Source organism: Lysobacter sp. Root916 (assembly GCF_001429785.1).
Taxonomy (GTDB): Bacteria; Pseudomonadota; Gammaproteobacteria; order Xanthomonadales; family Xanthomonadaceae; genus Lysobacter.
Window position 1 is genome coordinate 266,078 of the sequence record NZ_LMJF01000014.1, and the last position, 17,010, is coordinate 283,087.

The 17,010-nt window shown below is 70.8% G+C and carries 17 protein-coding genes; 7 read left to right on the top strand and 10 right to left on the bottom strand.

Annotated elements, in window-relative coordinates; all coding sequences use genetic code 11:
* The first annotated feature begins 116 nt into the window (after positions 1 to 116).
* Entirely contained in the window at positions 117 to 788 is a 672-nt protein-coding gene (locus ASE35_RS15995; protein ID WP_056177488.1) for a Fe2+-dependent dioxygenase, read from the top strand.
* A 68-nt stretch (positions 789 to 856) separates the two neighbouring features.
* Entirely contained in the window at positions 857 to 1,153 is a 297-nt protein-coding gene (locus ASE35_RS16000; protein ID WP_157499141.1) for a hypothetical protein, read from the top strand.
* Positions 1,154 to 1,292: 139 nt separating this feature from the next.
* Here ASE35_RS16000 and ASE35_RS16005 read toward each other — a convergent pair whose 3' ends face one another.
* Together ASE35_RS16005 and hrpB are read right to left on the bottom strand one after the other, a co-directional pair.
* Positions 1,293 to 2,312, bottom strand: coding sequence for a hypothetical protein (locus tag ASE35_RS16005; protein WP_057164470.1), 1,020 nt, complete (start codon positions 2,310 to 2,312; stop codon positions 1,293 to 1,295).
* Between the two features lie 94 nt (positions 2,313 to 2,406).
* Positions 2,407 to 4,920: an ATP-dependent helicase HrpB gene (hrpB, locus tag ASE35_RS16010; protein ID WP_057164471.1), complete on the bottom strand. Its 2,514-nt coding sequence runs from the start codon at positions 4,918 to 4,920 to the stop codon at positions 2,407 to 2,409.
* 264 nt (positions 4,921 to 5,184) lie between these two features.
* Between hrpB and ASE35_RS16015 the strand changes: the two genes are divergently transcribed.
* Positions 5,185 to 5,979 (top strand): TatD family hydrolase, encoded by a 795-nt coding sequence (locus ASE35_RS16015; protein ID WP_056177479.1) that lies wholly within the window; start codon positions 5,185 to 5,187, stop codon positions 5,977 to 5,979.
* Between the two features lie 256 nt (positions 5,980 to 6,235).
* On the opposite strand, the gene ASE35_RS16025 is transcribed toward ASE35_RS16015, so the two are convergent.
* The 5 genes from ASE35_RS16025 to ASE35_RS16045 form a co-directional block, all read right to left on the bottom strand.
* Positions 6,236 to 6,676: a hypothetical protein gene (locus ASE35_RS16025; protein WP_057161799.1), complete on the bottom strand. Its 441-nt coding sequence runs from the start codon at positions 6,674 to 6,676 to the stop codon at positions 6,236 to 6,238.
* A gap of 96 nt (positions 6,677 to 6,772) precedes the next feature.
* The gene (gene sigJ, locus ASE35_RS16030) at positions 6,773 to 7,678 is read right to left on the bottom strand and encodes an RNA polymerase sigma factor SigJ (RefSeq protein ID WP_057164473.1); all 906 of its coding nucleotides are present in this window, start codon (positions 7,676 to 7,678) and stop codon (positions 6,773 to 6,775) included.
* Positions 7,678 to 8,115, bottom strand: coding sequence for a carboxymuconolactone decarboxylase family protein (locus ASE35_RS16035; protein ID WP_057164474.1), 438 nt, complete (start codon positions 8,113 to 8,115; stop codon positions 7,678 to 7,680). The genes sigJ and ASE35_RS16035 overlap by 1 nt, the downstream gene beginning before the upstream one ends.
* Positions 8,116 to 8,216: 101 nt before the next feature.
* On the bottom strand, positions 8,217 to 8,714 hold the full coding sequence (locus tag ASE35_RS16040) for a hypothetical protein (RefSeq protein ID WP_057164475.1): 498 nt from the start codon (positions 8,712 to 8,714) through the stop codon (positions 8,217 to 8,219).
* Between the two features lie 58 nt (positions 8,715 to 8,772).
* The gene (locus ASE35_RS16045; protein WP_057164476.1) at positions 8,773 to 9,066 is read right to left on the bottom strand and encodes a hypothetical protein; all 294 of its coding nucleotides are present in this window, start codon (positions 9,064 to 9,066) and stop codon (positions 8,773 to 8,775) included.
* Between the two features lie 200 nt (positions 9,067 to 9,266).
* Here ASE35_RS16045 and ASE35_RS16050 point away from each other — a divergent pair, with 200 nt between their 5' ends.
* Positions 9,267 to 11,261, top strand: coding sequence for a winged helix-turn-helix domain-containing protein (locus tag ASE35_RS16050; RefSeq protein WP_057164477.1), 1,995 nt, complete (start codon positions 9,267 to 9,269; stop codon positions 11,259 to 11,261).
* Positions 11,262 to 11,500: 239 nt separating this feature from the next.
* Here the strand turns inward: ASE35_RS16050 and ASE35_RS16055 are convergent, their stop codons facing one another.
* The 3 genes from ASE35_RS16055 to ASE35_RS16065 are packed head-to-tail and all read right to left on the bottom strand — an operon-like array spanning position 11,501 to position 13,679.
* Positions 11,501 to 11,893 (bottom strand): hypothetical protein, encoded by a 393-nt coding sequence (locus ASE35_RS16055; RefSeq protein ID WP_157489516.1) that lies wholly within the window; start codon positions 11,891 to 11,893, stop codon positions 11,501 to 11,503.
* 32 nt (positions 11,894 to 11,925) lie between these two features.
* Positions 11,926 to 12,729: an ABC transporter permease gene (locus ASE35_RS16060; RefSeq protein ID WP_056177461.1), complete on the bottom strand. Its 804-nt coding sequence runs from the start codon at positions 12,727 to 12,729 to the stop codon at positions 11,926 to 11,928.
* On the bottom strand, positions 12,726 to 13,679 hold the full coding sequence (locus ASE35_RS16065) for an ABC transporter ATP-binding protein (protein ID WP_057164549.1): 954 nt from the start codon (positions 13,677 to 13,679) through the stop codon (positions 12,726 to 12,728). Before ASE35_RS16065 ends, ASE35_RS16060 begins: the two co-directional genes overlap by 4 nt.
* Positions 13,680 to 13,906: 227 nt before the next feature.
* Between ASE35_RS16065 and ASE35_RS16070 the strand changes: the two genes are divergently transcribed.
* The 3 genes from ASE35_RS16070 to ASE35_RS16080 all read left to right on the top strand — a co-directional run bounded on the left by ASE35_RS16070 (position 13,907) and on the right by ASE35_RS16080 (position 16,993).
* Positions 13,907 to 14,617, top strand: a complete 711-nt coding sequence (locus ASE35_RS16070) for an FAD-binding oxidoreductase (RefSeq protein WP_057164479.1) — start codon at positions 13,907 to 13,909, stop codon at positions 14,615 to 14,617.
* A gap of 152 nt (positions 14,618 to 14,769) precedes the next feature.
* Positions 14,770 to 15,192: a low affinity iron permease family protein gene (locus ASE35_RS16075; protein WP_057161807.1), complete on the top strand. Its 423-nt coding sequence runs from the start codon at positions 14,770 to 14,772 to the stop codon at positions 15,190 to 15,192.
* 283 nt (positions 15,193 to 15,475) lie between these two features.
* Entirely contained in the window at positions 15,476 to 16,993 is a 1,518-nt protein-coding gene (locus ASE35_RS16080; RefSeq protein WP_057164480.1) for an alpha/beta hydrolase, read from the top strand.
* The last annotated feature ends 17 nt before the right edge of the window (positions 16,994 to 17,010 follow it).

The window sequence follows — 17,010 nt, forward strand, 5'->3', positions numbered from 1 at the left end:
CCATCGCGGATCGTTGAAATCGCGTGATCGGGGTCGCGTATTGCCCGCTCGGGGCTGAATGCCGATCATGGCCGCACCCGATCGCCCGATCCGGGACCGACCCGACGCGAGCCGCCATGATCCGAGTGCTGCCCAACGTGCTCAACGCCGCCGAACTGCAGGCGGTGCGCGAGCTGCTGCCGCAGGTGCGCTTCGGCGACGGCCGCGTCACCAATCCCGACTCCACGGTTAAGCAGAACCTGCAGGCGCCGCAGGAGGACCCGGCCAACGCGCGCATCGCCCAGATCGCGCGCGACGCCTTCATGCGCCACCCCGATGTGCGCACCTACGCCCACCCCAAGCAAATGGCGCGGACCACGGTGGTGCGCTACGAGCCGGGCATGAACTACGGCTGGCACGTGGACGAGGCCTTGTTCCCGTCCACGCCGCCGCTGCGCAGCGACCTGTCGTGCACCATCTTTCTCAACCCGCCGGGCGAGTACGACGGCGGCGAGCTCATGATCGAACTCGGCGCCCAGCACCTGACCTACAAGCTCGACGCCGGCAGCGCCATCCTCTACCCGTCCACCACCATCCACCGCGTCACCCCGGTCACGCGCGGCGTGCGCCTGGCCGCGATCACCTGGCTGCAGAGCTGGGTCGCCGACGTGTCCAAGCGCGAGTTGCTGGTGCAACTGGACGAAGCGCGCGCGATCGCCGCCGCCCTCCCCGGCGGACCGGACCCGCGTCTGCAAGTGCTGCTGGAATCGCTGCGCACCAATCTGTTCCGGATGTGGGCCGATACGTGAGCGCGCGGCGGCGCGCGGCCTGGGCGACGGCATGCGCGCTGTCGCCTACCAGCGCCTGCGCGTCGGACATGTCGGGTCTGATGACGATCATGATCGGCCTGCCGGTGATGGCGGCGGCGCTGCTGGTGCTGGGCGTCATGGCCTTGTGGCGGCCGCTGGGACGCGCCGGGCGCGGCGTGGCCGCGGTGGTGTTCGCGCTCGCGGCGATCGTCGCCCTGATCCTGCTGCGCGATTCGCTCACGCTATTCCCGCGCTATACCGACCTGGGCGTGCTCTTCTACGGCTTGTTCGCCGCGGCGACCGCATGCTTGGTGGTGGTCCTCGCCAAGCGCGACAAGGCGGACGCCGACGCAGACCGAAAGTAGCGCGACGATGCGGTTCGCCTAAGGCTCACCGCATCCTACGACCCGTGCTCTTCCCGCCCCTCCCGTGCTTTTCCTCCCCCTTTGGAAAAGGGGGATTGAGGGGGATTTGCTTTGCTCGCGACGATGCCGTCGCGGCGAATCAGTCGACGACGGCCGCCAATGCCGGTTCGCGGCGCACGAGCGTGTCGACCCAGGCCACGCCTTCGGCGATTTCGTCGGCGTGGCGTTGCATCGCCAACGCCAGGTCGTGGGCGCGGTCGTCCGCGCTGTAATCGTGGGTCTGCGCTTTGGAGTAACGGCCCCAGGCCGGTGAGGCCAGCGCTTGCGCCACGCCCTGCGGGTCCAGACTCAGATGCGTCGCCAGACGCTGCAAGCTGGCTTCGGGCTGGGTGAGCAAGGTTTCGAAATCCAGGCGCAGCACGCGCGCGGCGTGTTCGCCGCCCGCATGCGCGGCGAAGCGCACGCGCTCGGCCAGCCAGCCCATCGCGCATTGCTGCGGCAACGACAAGGCGTGCAGCGCCGCATCGGCGGCGTGCCCGCGCGCCTGCAGATCGCGCAGGCGTTCGCCGGCGGCGCTGGCGGCGTCGAGCACCGAGGCCGGCGATTTCAGCAAGGTCGCCAGGTACGGACGCAAGGGCATGTCCAGCAGCACCGCGCGCGCGTCGCCGCAAGCGTTCAACAGCGGCGCGATCAGGCCGTTGCAGCCGCTGGTGGCCTTGATCACGCTGCGTGTCTGCGGCGGCAGCGCGCGGCTCCAGTTGCCCCACAGCGCGCGCAGCAACTGCGGCGCTTCAGTGTCGGACAGGCGCGAATCGGGCCGGCCGAGTTGCGGCCAGGCTTCGGCCAGCGTGCGCAACGGCAGCGGTTCGCGCAGGCCCTGCACCTGCGGCCAGGCGCTGAGTACGCGACTGAGCAGGGTCGAGCCGCAATGGCCGATGTGGAAGATCGCATCGGCCTGGGGACCGCCCTGCGCGAGCGCGGGCGGCAACGAGTCCAGCGGCATCCAACCGCCCTCGGCATTCGCCGGCAAGGCGCGATCGTCGAGGAAGGCGGCCTGCGCGCGTTGTTGCGCGTTCAAGCGCAGCCACAGCACGCGACGACCGACCAGGTCGAGCTTGAACGGCAGGAACTCGGGGAGGTCGGCGGGGCTGGCGCTCATGCGCGGCGAAGGACGGTAGCGGGAACCAGAGCAGTGTAGGCGATGCGTCCGAGCCCTAGCAGCCGCCGCGGCGCGGCGGCGTGCGCGTACCGCCCTAGGTCCCGCGCGGCTTGGCGCGATGGGTCGCCGTCGCGGTCCAGGGATCGTCGGGCCAGGGGTGCTTGGGATAGCGGCCCTTCATTTCCTTCTTCACTTCCGGATAGGTGCGCTCCCAGAAGCCCTTCAAGTCCTGAGTGACCTGCAAAGGCCGGCCCGCGGGCGACAGCAGATGCAGCGTCAGCGGCACCCGACCGTCGGCGACGCGCGGCGTGTCGGCCAGGCCGAACAGCTCCTGCAGCTTGACCGCCAGCACCGGCGCGGCGGCGCCGCCTTCCTCTTCGTAGGCATAGTCGATGCGGCGCTCCATGCCCGAGGGCACGACGATGCGGGTCGGCGCGAGCGCGTCGATGCGCTGGCGCAACGACCAGTCCAGGCGCGAGCGCAGGGCGTCGCCGAGTTCGCTTTCGCTGAGCGCGTCCAGGCGGGTCTTGCCGGACAGGGCCGGCTTCAGCCAGTCGTCCAGATCGGCCATGAGCGCGGCGTCGGACAGGTCCGGCAGGCCCTGCTCGCCGGCCAGTTCCGGCAGCCAGGCGCGCAAGCTGCGCACGCGCGCGCGCCATTGGCTGAGCGATTCGGTCCAGGGCAAGGCGTCCAGGCCGAGCTGACGCACCGCATCGACCAACGCATCGGCGTAGCGCGACGGATCCGGCCGCGCGAGCGGGCGGCTGTCGATCACGATGCGGTCGTAGCGGCGCTCGCGCACCGCCGCGATCGCGCGCGCGTTGGCGTCCCAGACCACCCGGTCCTCGCTGACGAAGCGCTGCGGGAATTCGCGTTCCAGACGTGACTCGTCCAGCGGCGCGGCGCGCAGCACGCGCGCGTCGCGCGCGTCGTCGCGCAGTTCGCTGATCACCAGCCAACGTTCGCCGTACACCGCGCTGTCGTCGAACAAGCGCGCGCTGCGGCCGTTGGCGAGCTGATAGCGGTAGGGATCGCTGGGGTGTTGACGCGCGATGCGGTCGGGGAAGGCGTGCAGCAGCAGGTCGCCGAGCGCGTGCGACGGCACCTGCGACGGCGGCGCGCGGTCCAGACGCAGGCGCCGGCGCCATTGCTTGCTGGCCTGATCCAGCGCGGCCAGCGCCGAACGCGAGGCCTCGGCCGGCGCGCGCCCGGCGCGGAACGCGGCCAGCGCCTGCCAGCGCGCGGCCAGCGCATCGCCGCCGCTGCGCAGCGGATCGCGCGCTTCGATCAGCGCGGCCAGATCGCAAGCCAGGGCGCGTTCGTTCGCATCGCTGGGCGCCAGCAACATCGCGGCCAGACGCGGATGCGTGCCCAGCGCCAGCACACGCCGTCCGAACGCGGTGATCGCGCCGCCGTCGAGCGCGCCCAGGCGCTGCAGCAGTTCGCGCGCGGCGGCCAGGGCGCCGCCCGGCGGCGCGTCGAGGAAACGCAACGAGGCATCGCCCCACGCAGCCAGCTCCAAGGCCAGTCCGGCCAGTTCGACCTGGGCGATCTCGGGCCGGCGCTGCGGTTCCAGGCGCTGCGATTCCGGCCACAGACGATAGGCCCAGCCTTCGGCGACGCGGCCGGCGCGACCGGCGCGCTGGTCGGCCGAGGCCTGCGCGATCGCGACCACGTCCAGGCGCGCGAAACCGCTGTTGGGGTCGTAGCGCGGCTCGCGCGCCAGGCCGGCATCGATCACCACGCGCACGCCGGGCAGGGTCACGCTGGATTCGGCGACGTTGGTGGCCAGCACCACCCGGCGGCGGCCGTCGGGATCGGGCTGCAACACGCGCGACTGTTGTTCGACCGGCAGTTCGCCGTGCAGGGCCAGCACATCGACGCCGCGCAGCGTCTCGCTGGTCTGCAGCGCGGCGTCGACGCGCGCGATCTCGCGCTGGCCGGGCAGGAACACCAGCACGTCGCCGGGGTGCTGGCCCAGGGCCTGCTCGACCGCGCGCCGGGTCTGGTGTTCGAGTTTCTCGTCGCGGCGCGCGGGATGGTGGGCGATGTTCACCGGATAGCTGCGGCCGGCGCTGCTCAGGCGCGGCGCGTCCAGGAACTGGGCCAGGCGTTCGCCGTCCAGGGTCGCCGACATCACCACGATGCGCAGGTCCTCGCGCAGCGCGGCCTGCACGTCCAGGGCCAGGGCCAGGCCGAGGTCGGCGGCCAGATGACGTTCGTGGAATTCGTCGAACAGCAGCGCGCCCACGCCGTCCAGGGTCGGATCGTCCTGGATCATGCGGGTGAGGATGCCCTCGGTGACGACCTCGATGCGGGTGCGCGCGGAAATCTGGTTCTCGAAGCGGATGCGGTAGCCCACGGTCTCGCCGGCGGCCTCGCCGCGCTGGCGCGCCATGAACTGCGCGGCCGCGCGCGCCGCGACCCGGCGCGGTTCCAGCATCACGATCTTGCGGCCCTGCAGCCAGGGCGCGTCCAGCAACGCCGGCGGCACCTGGGTGGTCTTGCCGGCGCCCGGTGGCGCCTCCAGCACCAGGCGCGGATGCGCGGCCAGACTGTCGCGTATCTGCGGCAGCAGGGAATCGATGGGGAAGACGGGCGCGGTCACGCGCGCAAGGATACGCGGGGGCGGCGCGCTTGCCATCGCGGCGCCCGCGCCACGACGCGCCCCGCTTTCCGCTTCCTGTGGGAGCGGCGTAAGCCGCGATGGCTCCAGTACGCCGGGATCGCCGATTGCGTCGTGGCCGGCGCTCATCGCGGCTTACGCCGCTCCCACAGAAGGCACAAACAGACAGAAAGTACAGACAGGACGCCTAGAGAGCCGCGTGGCCGGCATTGCTAAACTGCGCGCCTCGCTATCGAACGCACCCTCATGCAACTGCTCGACATCGGCGCCAACCTCACCCACGACAGCTTCGATCCCGACCGCGACGCGGTGCTGCAGCGCGCGCGCGCAGCCGGCGTGGCGCAAATGGTGGTGACCGGCGCCAGCCGCGAGCATTCGCCCAAGGCCCTGGCGCTGGCGCGCAAGCACCCGGGCGAGCTGTACGCCACCGCCGGCGTGCACCCGCACCACGCCAGCGAGTACACCGCCGAATGCGACGCCGAGATGCGTGCTCTGCTCTCGCATGCCGAGGTGGTGGCGGTGGGCGAATGCGGGCTGGACTACTTCCGCGATTTCTCGCCGCGCCCGGCCCAGCGACGCGCGTTCGAGCAGCAGCTGCAGATCGCGGTCGACACGCGCAAGCCCTTGTTCCTGCACCAGCGCGACGCGCATGCCGACTTCATGGCGACCCTGCGCAACTTCGACGGCCGGCTCGGCCCGGCGGTGGTGCACTGCTTCACCGGCACCCGCGAGGAACTGTTCGACTACCTCGATCAGGACTGGCACATCGGCATCACCGGCTGGCTTTGCGACGAACGCCGCGGCCAGCACCTGCGCGAACTGGTCAAGAACATTCCCGCCGACCGCCTGATGATCGAGACCGACGCGCCCTATCTGCTGCCGCGCACGGTCAAGCCGGCGCCCTCGCACCGCCGCAACGAGCCGATGTACCTGGCCCACATCGTCGAGGAACTCGCGCGCGATCGCGGCGAGGACGTGGCCCTGACCGCCGCCAACAGCACCGCGACCGCGCGCGCGTTTTTCCGACTGCCGGCGCCGTAAGCCGCGCGCCGACGGGAGCTAGCGCGCGCGATCGCAGGGCTCGGCCGCTGCACGCGCGAGCCGCGCCGCCTCGCCATCCACGCTCGATCCGGCCTGGGCCGCCATCGGCGGTCCCGCCGCGGCGCAGTCCACGGCTGCGTCGCAAGCGCCCGGGCGCGCGTCCGCCAAGCCCGTCGCGGGTGCCGGCGGCAGGCCCAGGCCGGCGAGCACGAACGCCAACAGTCCCAGCCAGGGAATGCGGCGCCCGTCATCGCGCTCATTGCGCGGCGAAATCACCGCAGCCGTACCAGTTGGCGGTTTGCGCCGCGCCGGCGATCACCGCATAGGCGTGCTTCTTGCCGGCGCTGTCCAGGCAGGTCTTGCCGCTGGCGACCTTGTTGATGCGCACCACCAGTTCGCGCAACTGGCCGTTGACGTTGATGCGCCCGATCAGGGCGTAGCGGTCGGGCTGCGGTTTGATCTTCGGATCGGGGATCAGGCCGCCGTAGGCCACGCCGGCCAGTTGCGGCACCACCAGGTCGTAGCGCACGGCCTTGGCGCCGGTGTCGACGATCAGGCCCCAGCCCTGATTGCCGCCGCGGAACACCGCCGCGGGATACGAGGCGGCGACCGGATCGGCCGAACGCACCGGCGCCGGCCAGGACGCGAGCACGCTGGCCAGACCCAGGCCGGCGATCGCGACGACGAGTACACGCATGGAGCGCTCCTGCGGACGGCGACGGCGAGCTTGCCGTCTCCCCTTAGAACGCGCGGGCGCGGACTACGTGAATGCGTCGGCGCCGGCCACGCGCGCTCAGCCGATCGCGGGGGCGTCCAGCGCGGCCAGCTTGTCCGGATTGCGCATGATGTAGATGCGGGTGGCGCGGCCGTCCTGGTCGTAGGCGAACGACAGCGAGGCGGCGACGTGGCCATCGTGCTCCAGGATCACGCCGCGCGCGCCGTTGAGGTCGGACACGATCCAGCGGTACTCGCCCCAGTACTGGCGCAGGGACCCCAGCACGAAGTCCAGCACCTGCTCGCGGCCGTGCAGCACGTCCAGGCGCGTGGGCACCTTGCCGCCGCTGTCGGCGCGCAGCTCGATGTCGTCGGCCAGCAGGGCCGCGAAGTCGTCGGTGCGGCCGCTGGCGATCGCGCCCTCGAACGCGGCCAGCAACTGGTCCTGGCGCTGCTGCGGGGTGACGTGGCGCACCCCGCCTTGCTCCACGTGCGCCTTGGCGCGCGAGACCAGCTTGCGGCAGGCCGGTTCCTGCAGCTCCAGGGTGCGCGCGATCTGCGGATAGGGCATATCGAAGATCTCGTACAGCAGATAGGCCGCGCGCTCCTTCGGCGTCAGCCGTTCCAGCAGCAGCAGGAAGGCGGTGCTCAACGATGAGGCGAGCGACAGCGCGGCCTCGGGATGATCCTCGCTGGCGCTGTGGATGGGCTCGGGCAGCCAGGAGCCGACGTAGTCGACGCGGCTGCGGTGCGCCGAGCGCAGCAGGTCGATGCTGCGCCGGGTGCAGATCGTGGTCAGCCACGCGGCCGGGTTGTCGATCGCGGCGTGATCGGCGTCCTGCCATTTCAGATAGGTGTCCTGGACCGCGTCCTCGGCGTCGGCGCGCGAGCCGAGGATGCGGTAGGCCAGGCCGATCAGCAGACCGCGCTGGCGTTCGAAGGTCGCCGCGAGCGCGGCGGCCTGCGGGTGCGAGGCCTGCGCCATCAGTGCCTCGACACCTGGATGCGGTTCCACAGATTGATCATCGCCACGGTCGAAGTCAGCACGCCGATCTCATTGTCGCTGAAGTGCTGGCGCAGGCGCGCGCGCAACGGGCCCAGCTCGGTGTCGGGCTGCAGCCGGGTCAGGGCCTCGGTCCAGGCCAGCGCGGCGGCTTCGCGCGCGCTGAAGTCTGCGCGTTCGGCCCAGTCCGCCAAGGCCTGCAGGCGCTCTTCGGTTTCGCCGTCGGCGATCGCCTCGCGCGTGTGCAGCTTGATGCAGTAGTCGCAGCGGTTGATCTGCGACGCGCGCAGCTGCACCAGATGATGCAAGCCGCGCTCCAGGCCGTGACTGTCCATGGCCCGGTGCACGCTGCCCAGGGCCTGCAGCACATCGGGGATTTCGCGCTGGTAGTTGATCGCGCATGCGGCGGTGTCGTTCATAGCTTCGCTCCAGGGGCGACGGACCATTCCGTCTTACTGGAACGACGATCCAGTCCGCGCCGCTGTGACATGCGGCCGCGAACCCGTCGGCTAGGCCGCGCTCAGTACACCGCGAGGTCGCCGCAGCCCTGCAGCGGCGGGTCCATGCCTTCCACGCGCACGCTCACGCTGTGCTGGTGCGCGCCGTCGCCATCGTCGGTGCAGTCCTTGCGCGAGATCTCGATGATCATCGGCTTGGGGCCCTGCGCCGTGTCCAGCGCGCCGTTGAGCACGATCAGCGAACTCGGCGCGTCCGCGGGCTGGCCCTGGTAGCGCGCATGGCCCTTTGCGCTGTAGCTGCCCGAGCCCCAGGTCAGGGCCACGCGGTGGTCCATGTCGCCGCTGGCCTGGATGTCGACCGACCAGTGCTCGCCGAAGCCCTTGAACGCGGGCACAGGGCTGACCTTGCCGACCTGGTCGGCGCCGATCTTGCCGGCCGGGCGTTCGGCGGGCGCGAGGCGGTCCGGCGCGACCGCCGGTTCGGCCGGGGCGGCGGTGGTGGCGGCGCAGCCGGCCAAGGCCGCGCTCAGTACGGCGGCGGACAGATAGGACAGGCGCATGCGGTCGCTCCGGGACGTTCGAGGGCGCCAGTAGAGCGCATGCCGTGTGGGCGTAGGGTTAACGGACGGCGGCGAGCCGGCGCGCGTCCACGGCCTGCGGCGCCAGCACGATGCGTACGCGCTGGGCGCCGGCACGCCGGCAGGCGCGGCCGACATCGGCCATCAGCCGCGCGCGCACGGCGTAGGCCTGGCCGAGGTTGTCGATGCCGGTCAGGCGCGCGACCGCCTGTTGGTCGGGCAGCGCCGGGCGCGCGCAGTCGATCGACAGCGCGTCGGCTTGCGGCGGCGTGGCGAAGGCGGGGGAGGCGGCCAGCGCGAGCGCGGCGGCCAGGGACAGGACGGTCAGCTTCATGGCGTAAGGTCGGTAGCGCCGGAGGGCCCGGCCCGCCCAGGCTGGCGCCGCGTCGCCGCGCGGTCTTTAGGGCGGCATGAGGAAGGTCACTGGGAAGCCCGAGGCCGCAGACCTAAGCTTGGGAAAAGCTTAGGCCGCGTCAGCGCGGCCCGCGCGTAACCGTTAATGGCCCGTCCCCCGATGGTCCGCGACCGCATCACATGACCTCCGCCGTGCCCCCGATCGATCCTGCCCCGCCCGACCTCGCCCCGCTCGCCTTCGACGCCATCGTGATCGACCGCGGCGGACGCCGCCTGCTGCGCGACGGCGAGGTGCAGGCGCTGGAGCCCAAGGCCTATGCGGTGCTGGCACTGCTGGCCGGCGCCCCTGGGCGGGTGTATGCGCGCGACGAGATCCTGGACGCGGTCTGGGGCCACCGGCATGTCACCCCGGGCGTGCTGAACCGGGTCATGACCCTGCTGCGGCACGCCCTGGGCGAGGACGCGGCCTCGCCGCGTTACCTGCACACCGTGCACGGCTACGGCTATCGCTTCGATCTGCCGCCGGCGGCCGCGTCCGCCGGCGGGGCCGGCCCGGAATCGGTGGGCGATACGAACGCCCCGATCCCGCCGCGTGGCGCCGGCGACGCGGTGGCGATGCCGCCCCGGACGCGGACGCGCGCGATCCTGCTGACCGGCCTGGCCGCGCTGCTGACGATCGCCGCCCTGGCGTGGTGGCGCTACGGCGGCGAGGGCGGCGGCGACCCCGGCGGGGCCGGCGCCCGCAGCGAAGCGCCGCCGGTGCTGGCGGTGCTGCCGCTGCGCGCGCTCGGCGACGACCCGCGCAGCCAGGACTTCGCCGACGGCCTGAGCGAGGAGCTGATCGGTCTGCTCGCGCGCATCGACGGCCTGCGCGTGACCTCGCACACCTCCTCGGTGCAGTTCCGCGACGCCAAGCTGCCCTTGGCCGAGATCGCGCGCCGCCTGCGCGCGACCCACGTGCTGGAAGGCAGCGTGCGCCAGGACGGCGAGCGCCTGCGCATCAGCCTGCGCCTGGTCGAAGCCGCCAGCGACCGCACCCTGTGGACGCAGGACCTGGACCGCGAGTTCCGCGACATCTTCGCGATCCAGCGCAACATCGCCTACGCGATCGGCAACGCCATGCAGCGCCAGCTCGGCGAGAAGCCGCCGGCGCCACCGGCCAACGAAGACCCGGCGCTGTACCAGCGCTACCTGATCGCGCGCAACGCCTCGTCCGGCGGCTTGCGCAACACCAACTCCTCCGGGCTGGCGTCCGAGAACGCCTTGCGCGCGCTGCTGCGCGAGCATCCCGACTACGCGCGCGCCTGGGGCGCGTTGGCGGCGCGGCTGTGGCTGCGCTCGCTGGCCAAGGAGCCCGGTCGCGACGCCGTGCGCGCCGAAGCCGATCGGGCCGCGGCCACGGCGCTGAAGCTGGATCCGCAACAACCCGACGCGCTGGGCGTGCAGGCCAACCGCGCCTGCCGCGAACAGCAATGGCAGCAATGCCTGAGGCTGTCCGAACGCTCGATCGCGCTCACGCCCTCGGACACCTCCTGGCGCGGCGCCCACGCGCAGCGCCTGGCGACCATGGGCTACGTCGATCAAGCCCTGCGCGAGATCGACGACACCCTGCTAATCGCGCCTTACGATCCGATGCTGCACTTCTGGCGCGGCCGATTGCTGGACACCCTGGGCCGCCACGACGAGGCGCAGTCGCATCTGGCCATGGCCGATCCCGTCCAGGCCAAGACCGCGCGCTACTTCAACGCGGCCTGGCGCCGCGACTACGCCACCGCCGCGCGCATCGCCCAGACGCTGCCGTCCGATATGCCCTGGCGCAATTCGGAAATCGCCGCGGCCGCGGCGCTGCAGGATCCCTCGCGCTGGCCGGCGGTGCTGCCGGCGATCGAAATCTCCGAACGCAGCCTGAGCTACGGCCAGGTCGACTACGACTTCACCCGTCTGCTGCTGCCGGTGCGCGACTACCGCCGCGACATCGCCGGACTCGACGCGGTGCAGCGCGCGGGCTACGCCTCGTACCACTGGGTGCTGTGGCAGCCCGAATCGCGCGCGCTGCGCCGCGATCCCGCGTTCCAGGCCTATCTGCGCGACAGCGGACTGGCCGCGTTCTGGCGCGAGCAGGGCTGGCCGCCGCTGTGCCGCTCGGACGGCGGCGACGGCGCGGTGTGCGACTAGGTCGGCGCCGTAGGGTGCGGTGTTAACCGCACCGTCGCGGAAGTTCGATGCGGCGCGGCGATGCGGTTCGCCTGGGGCTCACCGCATCCTACGAGTGTGGGTGTCTTGGGGTTCTGCGCGCGATCGCGTCGTAGGGTGCGGTGTTAACCGCACCGTCGCGAGTGTTCGATGCGGCGCGGCGATGCGGTTCGCCTGGGGCTCACCGCATCCTACGAGCTTACGGCGCGTCCGCCTGCGGCTTAAGGCGCCTGCCGCAGCAAGGCATCGATGTCGCCGCGTACCTCGGCGCAGTGGCTGGCCCGATAGCTTTGCTCGTCGGCGATCTCTTCCGCCGGCAACTTCAGCAACTCGATCATGGATTGGCCCATGCCCTCGTACATGTCGTCGCCGTAGCGCGCCTCGTCGACGGACACGCCCGCTTCGCGCGCCCGCGCGTCGGTCTGCGCGCGCAAGCTCGCGGCCAGCCGGCCCAGATCGTCTTCGCCGTAACCGCACAGGGACGCGCGGCTCAGGCGCATGCCGTCGGCGATGGCCAGTTCGCGCAGCAGGCGCACCGCGTCCGACTCGACCTCAGATCGCGCAGCGGCGGTTTCGGCGGCGGCAGCGCCGCCGCTCAGAGCCAGTGCCAGCATCAGCGCCGCCGCGTTCGCGCCGCGGCGCGCGCTCAACTGCGCAGCCCGACGCCGCGCTTGAGCAGCCACAGGCCCAGCGCCGCCAGCGCGACGACGAAGCCCAGCATCAGCGCATAGGCCACCCACAGCGGCACGTCGGAGCTGCCCAGCAGGCCGTAGCGGAAGGCGTTGACCATGTAGAAGATCGGATTGGCGTGGGTCATGGCCTCGGCCCACGGCGGCAGCAGCTTGACCGAATAGAACACGCCGCCCAGGTAGGTCAGCGGGGTCAGGATGAAAGTCGGCACGATCGCGACGTCGTCGAACTTCTTGGCGTAGACCGCGTTGATGAAGCCGGCCAGCGAGAAGATGGTCGCGCCCAGCAACACCGTGGTCAGGGTCACCAGCGGGTGCGGCACGCTGACCTTGGTGAAGCACATCGCGATCAGCAGCACGATGGTGCCCACCATCAGGCCGCGCAGCACCGCACCGGCGACGTAGCCGGTCAGGATCACCCAGTTGGGCATCGGGCTGACCAGCAGCTCCTCGACGTGGCGGCCGAACTTGGCGCCGAAGAAGCTGGAGGAGATGTTGCCGTAGCTGTTCTGGATCACGCTCATCATCACCAGGCCGGGGACGATGAACTCCATGTAGCTGTAGCCGCCCATGTCGCGGATCTGCGAGCCGATCAGGCCGCCGAAGATCAGGAAGTACAGGGCCATCGTGATCGCCGGCGGCACGAGGGTCTGGCCCCAGATGCGCAGGATGCGCGCGACTTCGCGCCGCACGATGGTGCCCAGCGCGGTCAGGTTGCGCTGCGCGTTGCTGATGGGCGGATTCGCGACGACCTCGTTCATGCGCTGGGCTCCGGTTGCGCGGGCGCGCCGTTGGCGAGCGGGCCCTTGTCTAGATGGTCGCCGGTCAAGCGCACGAACAGCTCCTCCAGTCGGTTGGACTTGGTGCGCATCGAGCGCACCCGGATGCCGGCCTCGCCCAGGGTCGCGAACACGCGGTTGAGATCCATCGCGCGCGGCATCTCCAGGTCCAGGGTGTGGTCGTCGGTGGCGCTCAAGGTGGCGCCTTCGATGCTGGGCAGGTTCGCCGGCAGCACGCCGTCGATGTCGAACAAGAAGCCTTCGACGTCGAGCTTGGCCAGCAGCGCCTTCATCGGGCCCTGCTCGACGATGCGGCCGTGGTCGATGATCGCCAGATTGCGGCAGAGGCTTTCGGCCTCTTCCAGATAATGCGTGGTCAGGATGATGGTGGTGCCGGCGGCGTTGATCTCGCGCAGGGTCTTCCACATGCCGCGGCGGATCTCGATGTCCACGCCCGCGGTGGGCTCGTCCAGGATCAGCAGCTGCGGCCGGGTCATCATGGCGCGCGCGATCATCAGGCGCCGCTTCATGCCGCCCGACAGGGTGCGGCTCATCATCTGCGCCTTGTCCCACAGCTGGGCGCGCTTGAGCTCTTCCTCGGCGCGCTCGATCGCGACCTTGCGCGGCACGCCGTAGAAGCCGGCGTAATTGACCAGGATGTCGAGCGGCTTCTCGAACATGTTGAAGTTGAGTTCCTGCGGCACCAGGCCGATCAGGCGCATCGCCGCCCCGCGCTGCTTGGTCAGGTCGGTGCCGAAGATCTCGACCGAGCCGGCGCTGAGGTTGACCAGCGAGCTGACGATGCCGATCAGGGTCGACTTGCCGGCGCCGTTGGGCCCGAGCAGGGCGAAGAAGTCGCCCGGGGCGACGTCCAGGGAGACGCCCTTGAGGGCTTCGACGCGGTTGTCGTAGGTCTTGCGCAGCGCGCGCACGGACAGCGCGGGCACCGCCGCGGTGCCGCCGGCCGCGGTGGGCGCGAGCGCCGCGGAGGCCGTACCAGCTTGGTTTTGGGTCATTTCGGGAAGCCTGCGCCGCGAGCCGCGCGGCGATAACCGGTAGTATAGGCGCCCCCGTGGTCGCGCTCCGGCCACAGACTGTTGCAGGTTTGTCGGTAGCCGTGGCCATCCAGCATTTCCCCCTCAAGCTCGTCTCGCGCCGCATGCTGGCCCCCACCGTGGGCCACTACACCTTCGTCCGCGACGACGGCCAGCCGCTGGATTACATCCCCGGCCAGTTCATCCAGGTTCACTTCCAGTACGCCGACGGCACCGCCACCAAGCGCAGCTACTCGCTGGCGACCATCCACGACCACGCCCTGGGACCGGGCGAGGCGGTGGAGATCGCGGTGAGCTACGTGCCCGGCGGCGCGGCGACCGCGCTGTTCGAGGGCCTGGACGAGGGCGGCACGGTCGACGCCAGCGGCCCGTTCGGGCGCTTCTGCCTGATGCCCGCCGACGCCAACCGGCGCTACCTGCTGATCGCCACCGGCACCGGCGTGACCCCGTACCGGGCGATGCTGCCGCAATTGGAAACCCTGATCCGCGAGCGCGGCATCGAGGTGGTGCTGCTGTTCGGCGCGCGCACCCCGGACGAGCTGCTGTACGGCGACGAGTTCCGCGCCTTCGCCGATCGCCAGCCCAACTTCCGTTTCGTGCCCTGCTACTCGCGCGAGCTGCCGGCCGACCCGCACCCGGACACCCGCCGCGGTTACGTGCAGCAGTTCCTCGACGAGTTCGCGCCCCAGGGCGAGACCGACATCGCCTACCTGTGCGGCAACCCCAACATGGTCGACGCCTGCTTCGAGGCGCTCAAGGGCCACGGCCTGCCGGTGCCGGCGATCCGCCGCGAGAAGTACGTCAGTAGCAAGTAGCAGGAGTGAGCGTAGAGGAGTGAGGAGCGAGCGAAAGCGCTTCTACTCACTTCTCACTCCTCTACGCTCACTTCTCGCTTTTCGCTCCCAGCCTCACTCCTGCTCCACACCATGCCCGCCACGATGGCGGCCTCCCAGCAGCGGGGCCGGTCATGGGCATGCACAGCGGTTTCACCCGTGTCGCCAAATGGGCGTCGCGCTTCACCGGCCGGCCGCTGTGTTTCGCGCTGGCGGTGGGATTGATCCTGGTCTGGCTGATCACCGGGCCGCTGTTCGGCTTCAGCGATACCTGGCAGCTGGTCATCAACACCGGCACCACCATCATCACCTTCCTGATGGTGTTCCTGATCCAGAACACCCAGAACCGCGACACCGAGGCCATGCAGATCAAGCTCGATGAGCTGATCCGCGCCAGCCACGACGCCCACAACGCGCTGCTGGACCTGGAAGAGCTGGACGAGGCCGCGCTGGACCGTTACCGCAGCCGCTATCAGGCGCTGGCCCTGTCCGCGCGCCAGGGCGGCGAGAGCGACGAACTGGAAGAGCGCCGTTCCGACCCGGCGCCGGATCTGTAAGCGCGACCTACCGCCTCCTGTGGGAGCGGCGTAAGCCGCGATTGTCGTCCCGATACCCAAGATGCCGGTCGTTGGCACCGGCGTCTTGCGCACGATGTCGCCGACGCCGGACGCCCCTTGTCGCGATCGCGGCTTACGCCGCTCCCACAGGAGGCGTCGCGGCTACCCCGCCGCTGGGCCCGCCTGCACCGACGCGACCGCGACCGGTCCGCACTGGTCACATTTTTCCGCCTGCCTCAGTCTGTCATCCTGAAGGCGTATCGCCTTAGGACGAGAGGGATCCATGCGTATCACCCAGACTTTGACGGCCGCGCTCGCGGCCGCCCTGCTGTTGGCCGGCTGCGGCCAGGGCCCGGCCGCGAAGGATCCGGCCCAGGCCGGCGCCGGCCAGCGCCTGTACGGCAAGATCGCCTTCAAGCCCTGCTCGCTGGCCAGCCCGTTCGCGGCCGACAGCATCGCCGCACAATGCGCGCGCTTTGCGGTGCCGGAGAACCCGGCCCTGCCGAAGGGCCGCCAGGTCCAGCTCAACATCGCCTGGCTGCCGGCGACCGACGAGGCCGACATCGCCGCCGATCCGGTGTTCTTCCTCGCCGGCGGCCCCGGCCAGGCCGCCACCGAAGTCTGGCCGACCATGGACTCGGCGTTCCGCGAAGTGCGCAAGCACCGCCACATCGTGCTGATCGACCAGCGCGGCACCGGCGAGTCGAACCCGCTGATCTGCCGCAACGCCAAGGGCGATAGCGCGGTGATGGAGGACGACGCCGGCGGCATCGACGCCGCGGTCAAGTTCGCCGGCGACTGCGCGGCCAAGCTGCAGGCCGATCCGCGCTACTACACCACCACCGACGCGGTGCGCGACCTGGACACGGTGCGCGCGGCGCTGGGCGCCGACAAGATCGACGTGGTCGGCGGCTCCTACGGCACCCGCGTGGCGCAGCAGTACGCGATGCGCTACCCGGCGCACACGCGCACGGTAGTGATCGACGGCGTGGTCCCCAACGAGCTGGTGCTGGGCTCCGAGCACGCGCGCAACCTGGACGCCTCGCTGGCGCTGCAGTTCGAGCAGTGCCGCAAGACGCCGACCTGCCGCCAGCGTTTCGGCGACGATCCGCGCGCGCAGTTGCGCGAGCTGATGGCGCGCCTGAAGGCGCATCCGGTCGAGGTCGAGTACCGCGATCCGACCACCGGCGAACTCAAGCGCGACATGGCCACCGCCGGCGCGGTCGCCGGCCTCACCCGCATGTTCGCCTACGCGCCGCAGGCCGCCGCGCTGCTGCCGCTGGTGCTCAACGAGGCCGACCAGGGCCGCTACGCGCCGCTGATGTCACTAGCGCAGATGATCCAGGGCCAGGTCAGCGAACAGATCATGCACGGCATGCAGCTGTCGGTGATCTGCGCCGAAGACGCGGATCTGTTGAAGGACGATCCGGCCGACGCCGACACCGTGATGGGCAGCGACCTGTCCACGGTGCTGGTCGCGCAGTGCAAGGCCTGGCCGACCGGCAAGCGTCCGGCCGATTTCCACGCACCGTTCAAATCGGCCCTGCCGACGTTGCTGCTGTCGGGCGAATTCGATCCGGTGACGCCGCCGCGCTACGGCGAGCAGGTGCTCAAGGGCCTGCCCAACGGCCGTCACCTGGTGCTGCGCGGCCAAGGCCACGGCAGCTTCGCTTCGGGCTGCATGCCCAAGCTGCTGAGCCAGTTCCTGGAAAGCGCCGACGCCAAGCAGCTCGACGCCAAATGCCTGGGCACCCTGGACTACGTGCCGCCGTTCGTCTCGTTCAACGGGTGGGAGCCTTGAGGGCCGAGATTGGAGAT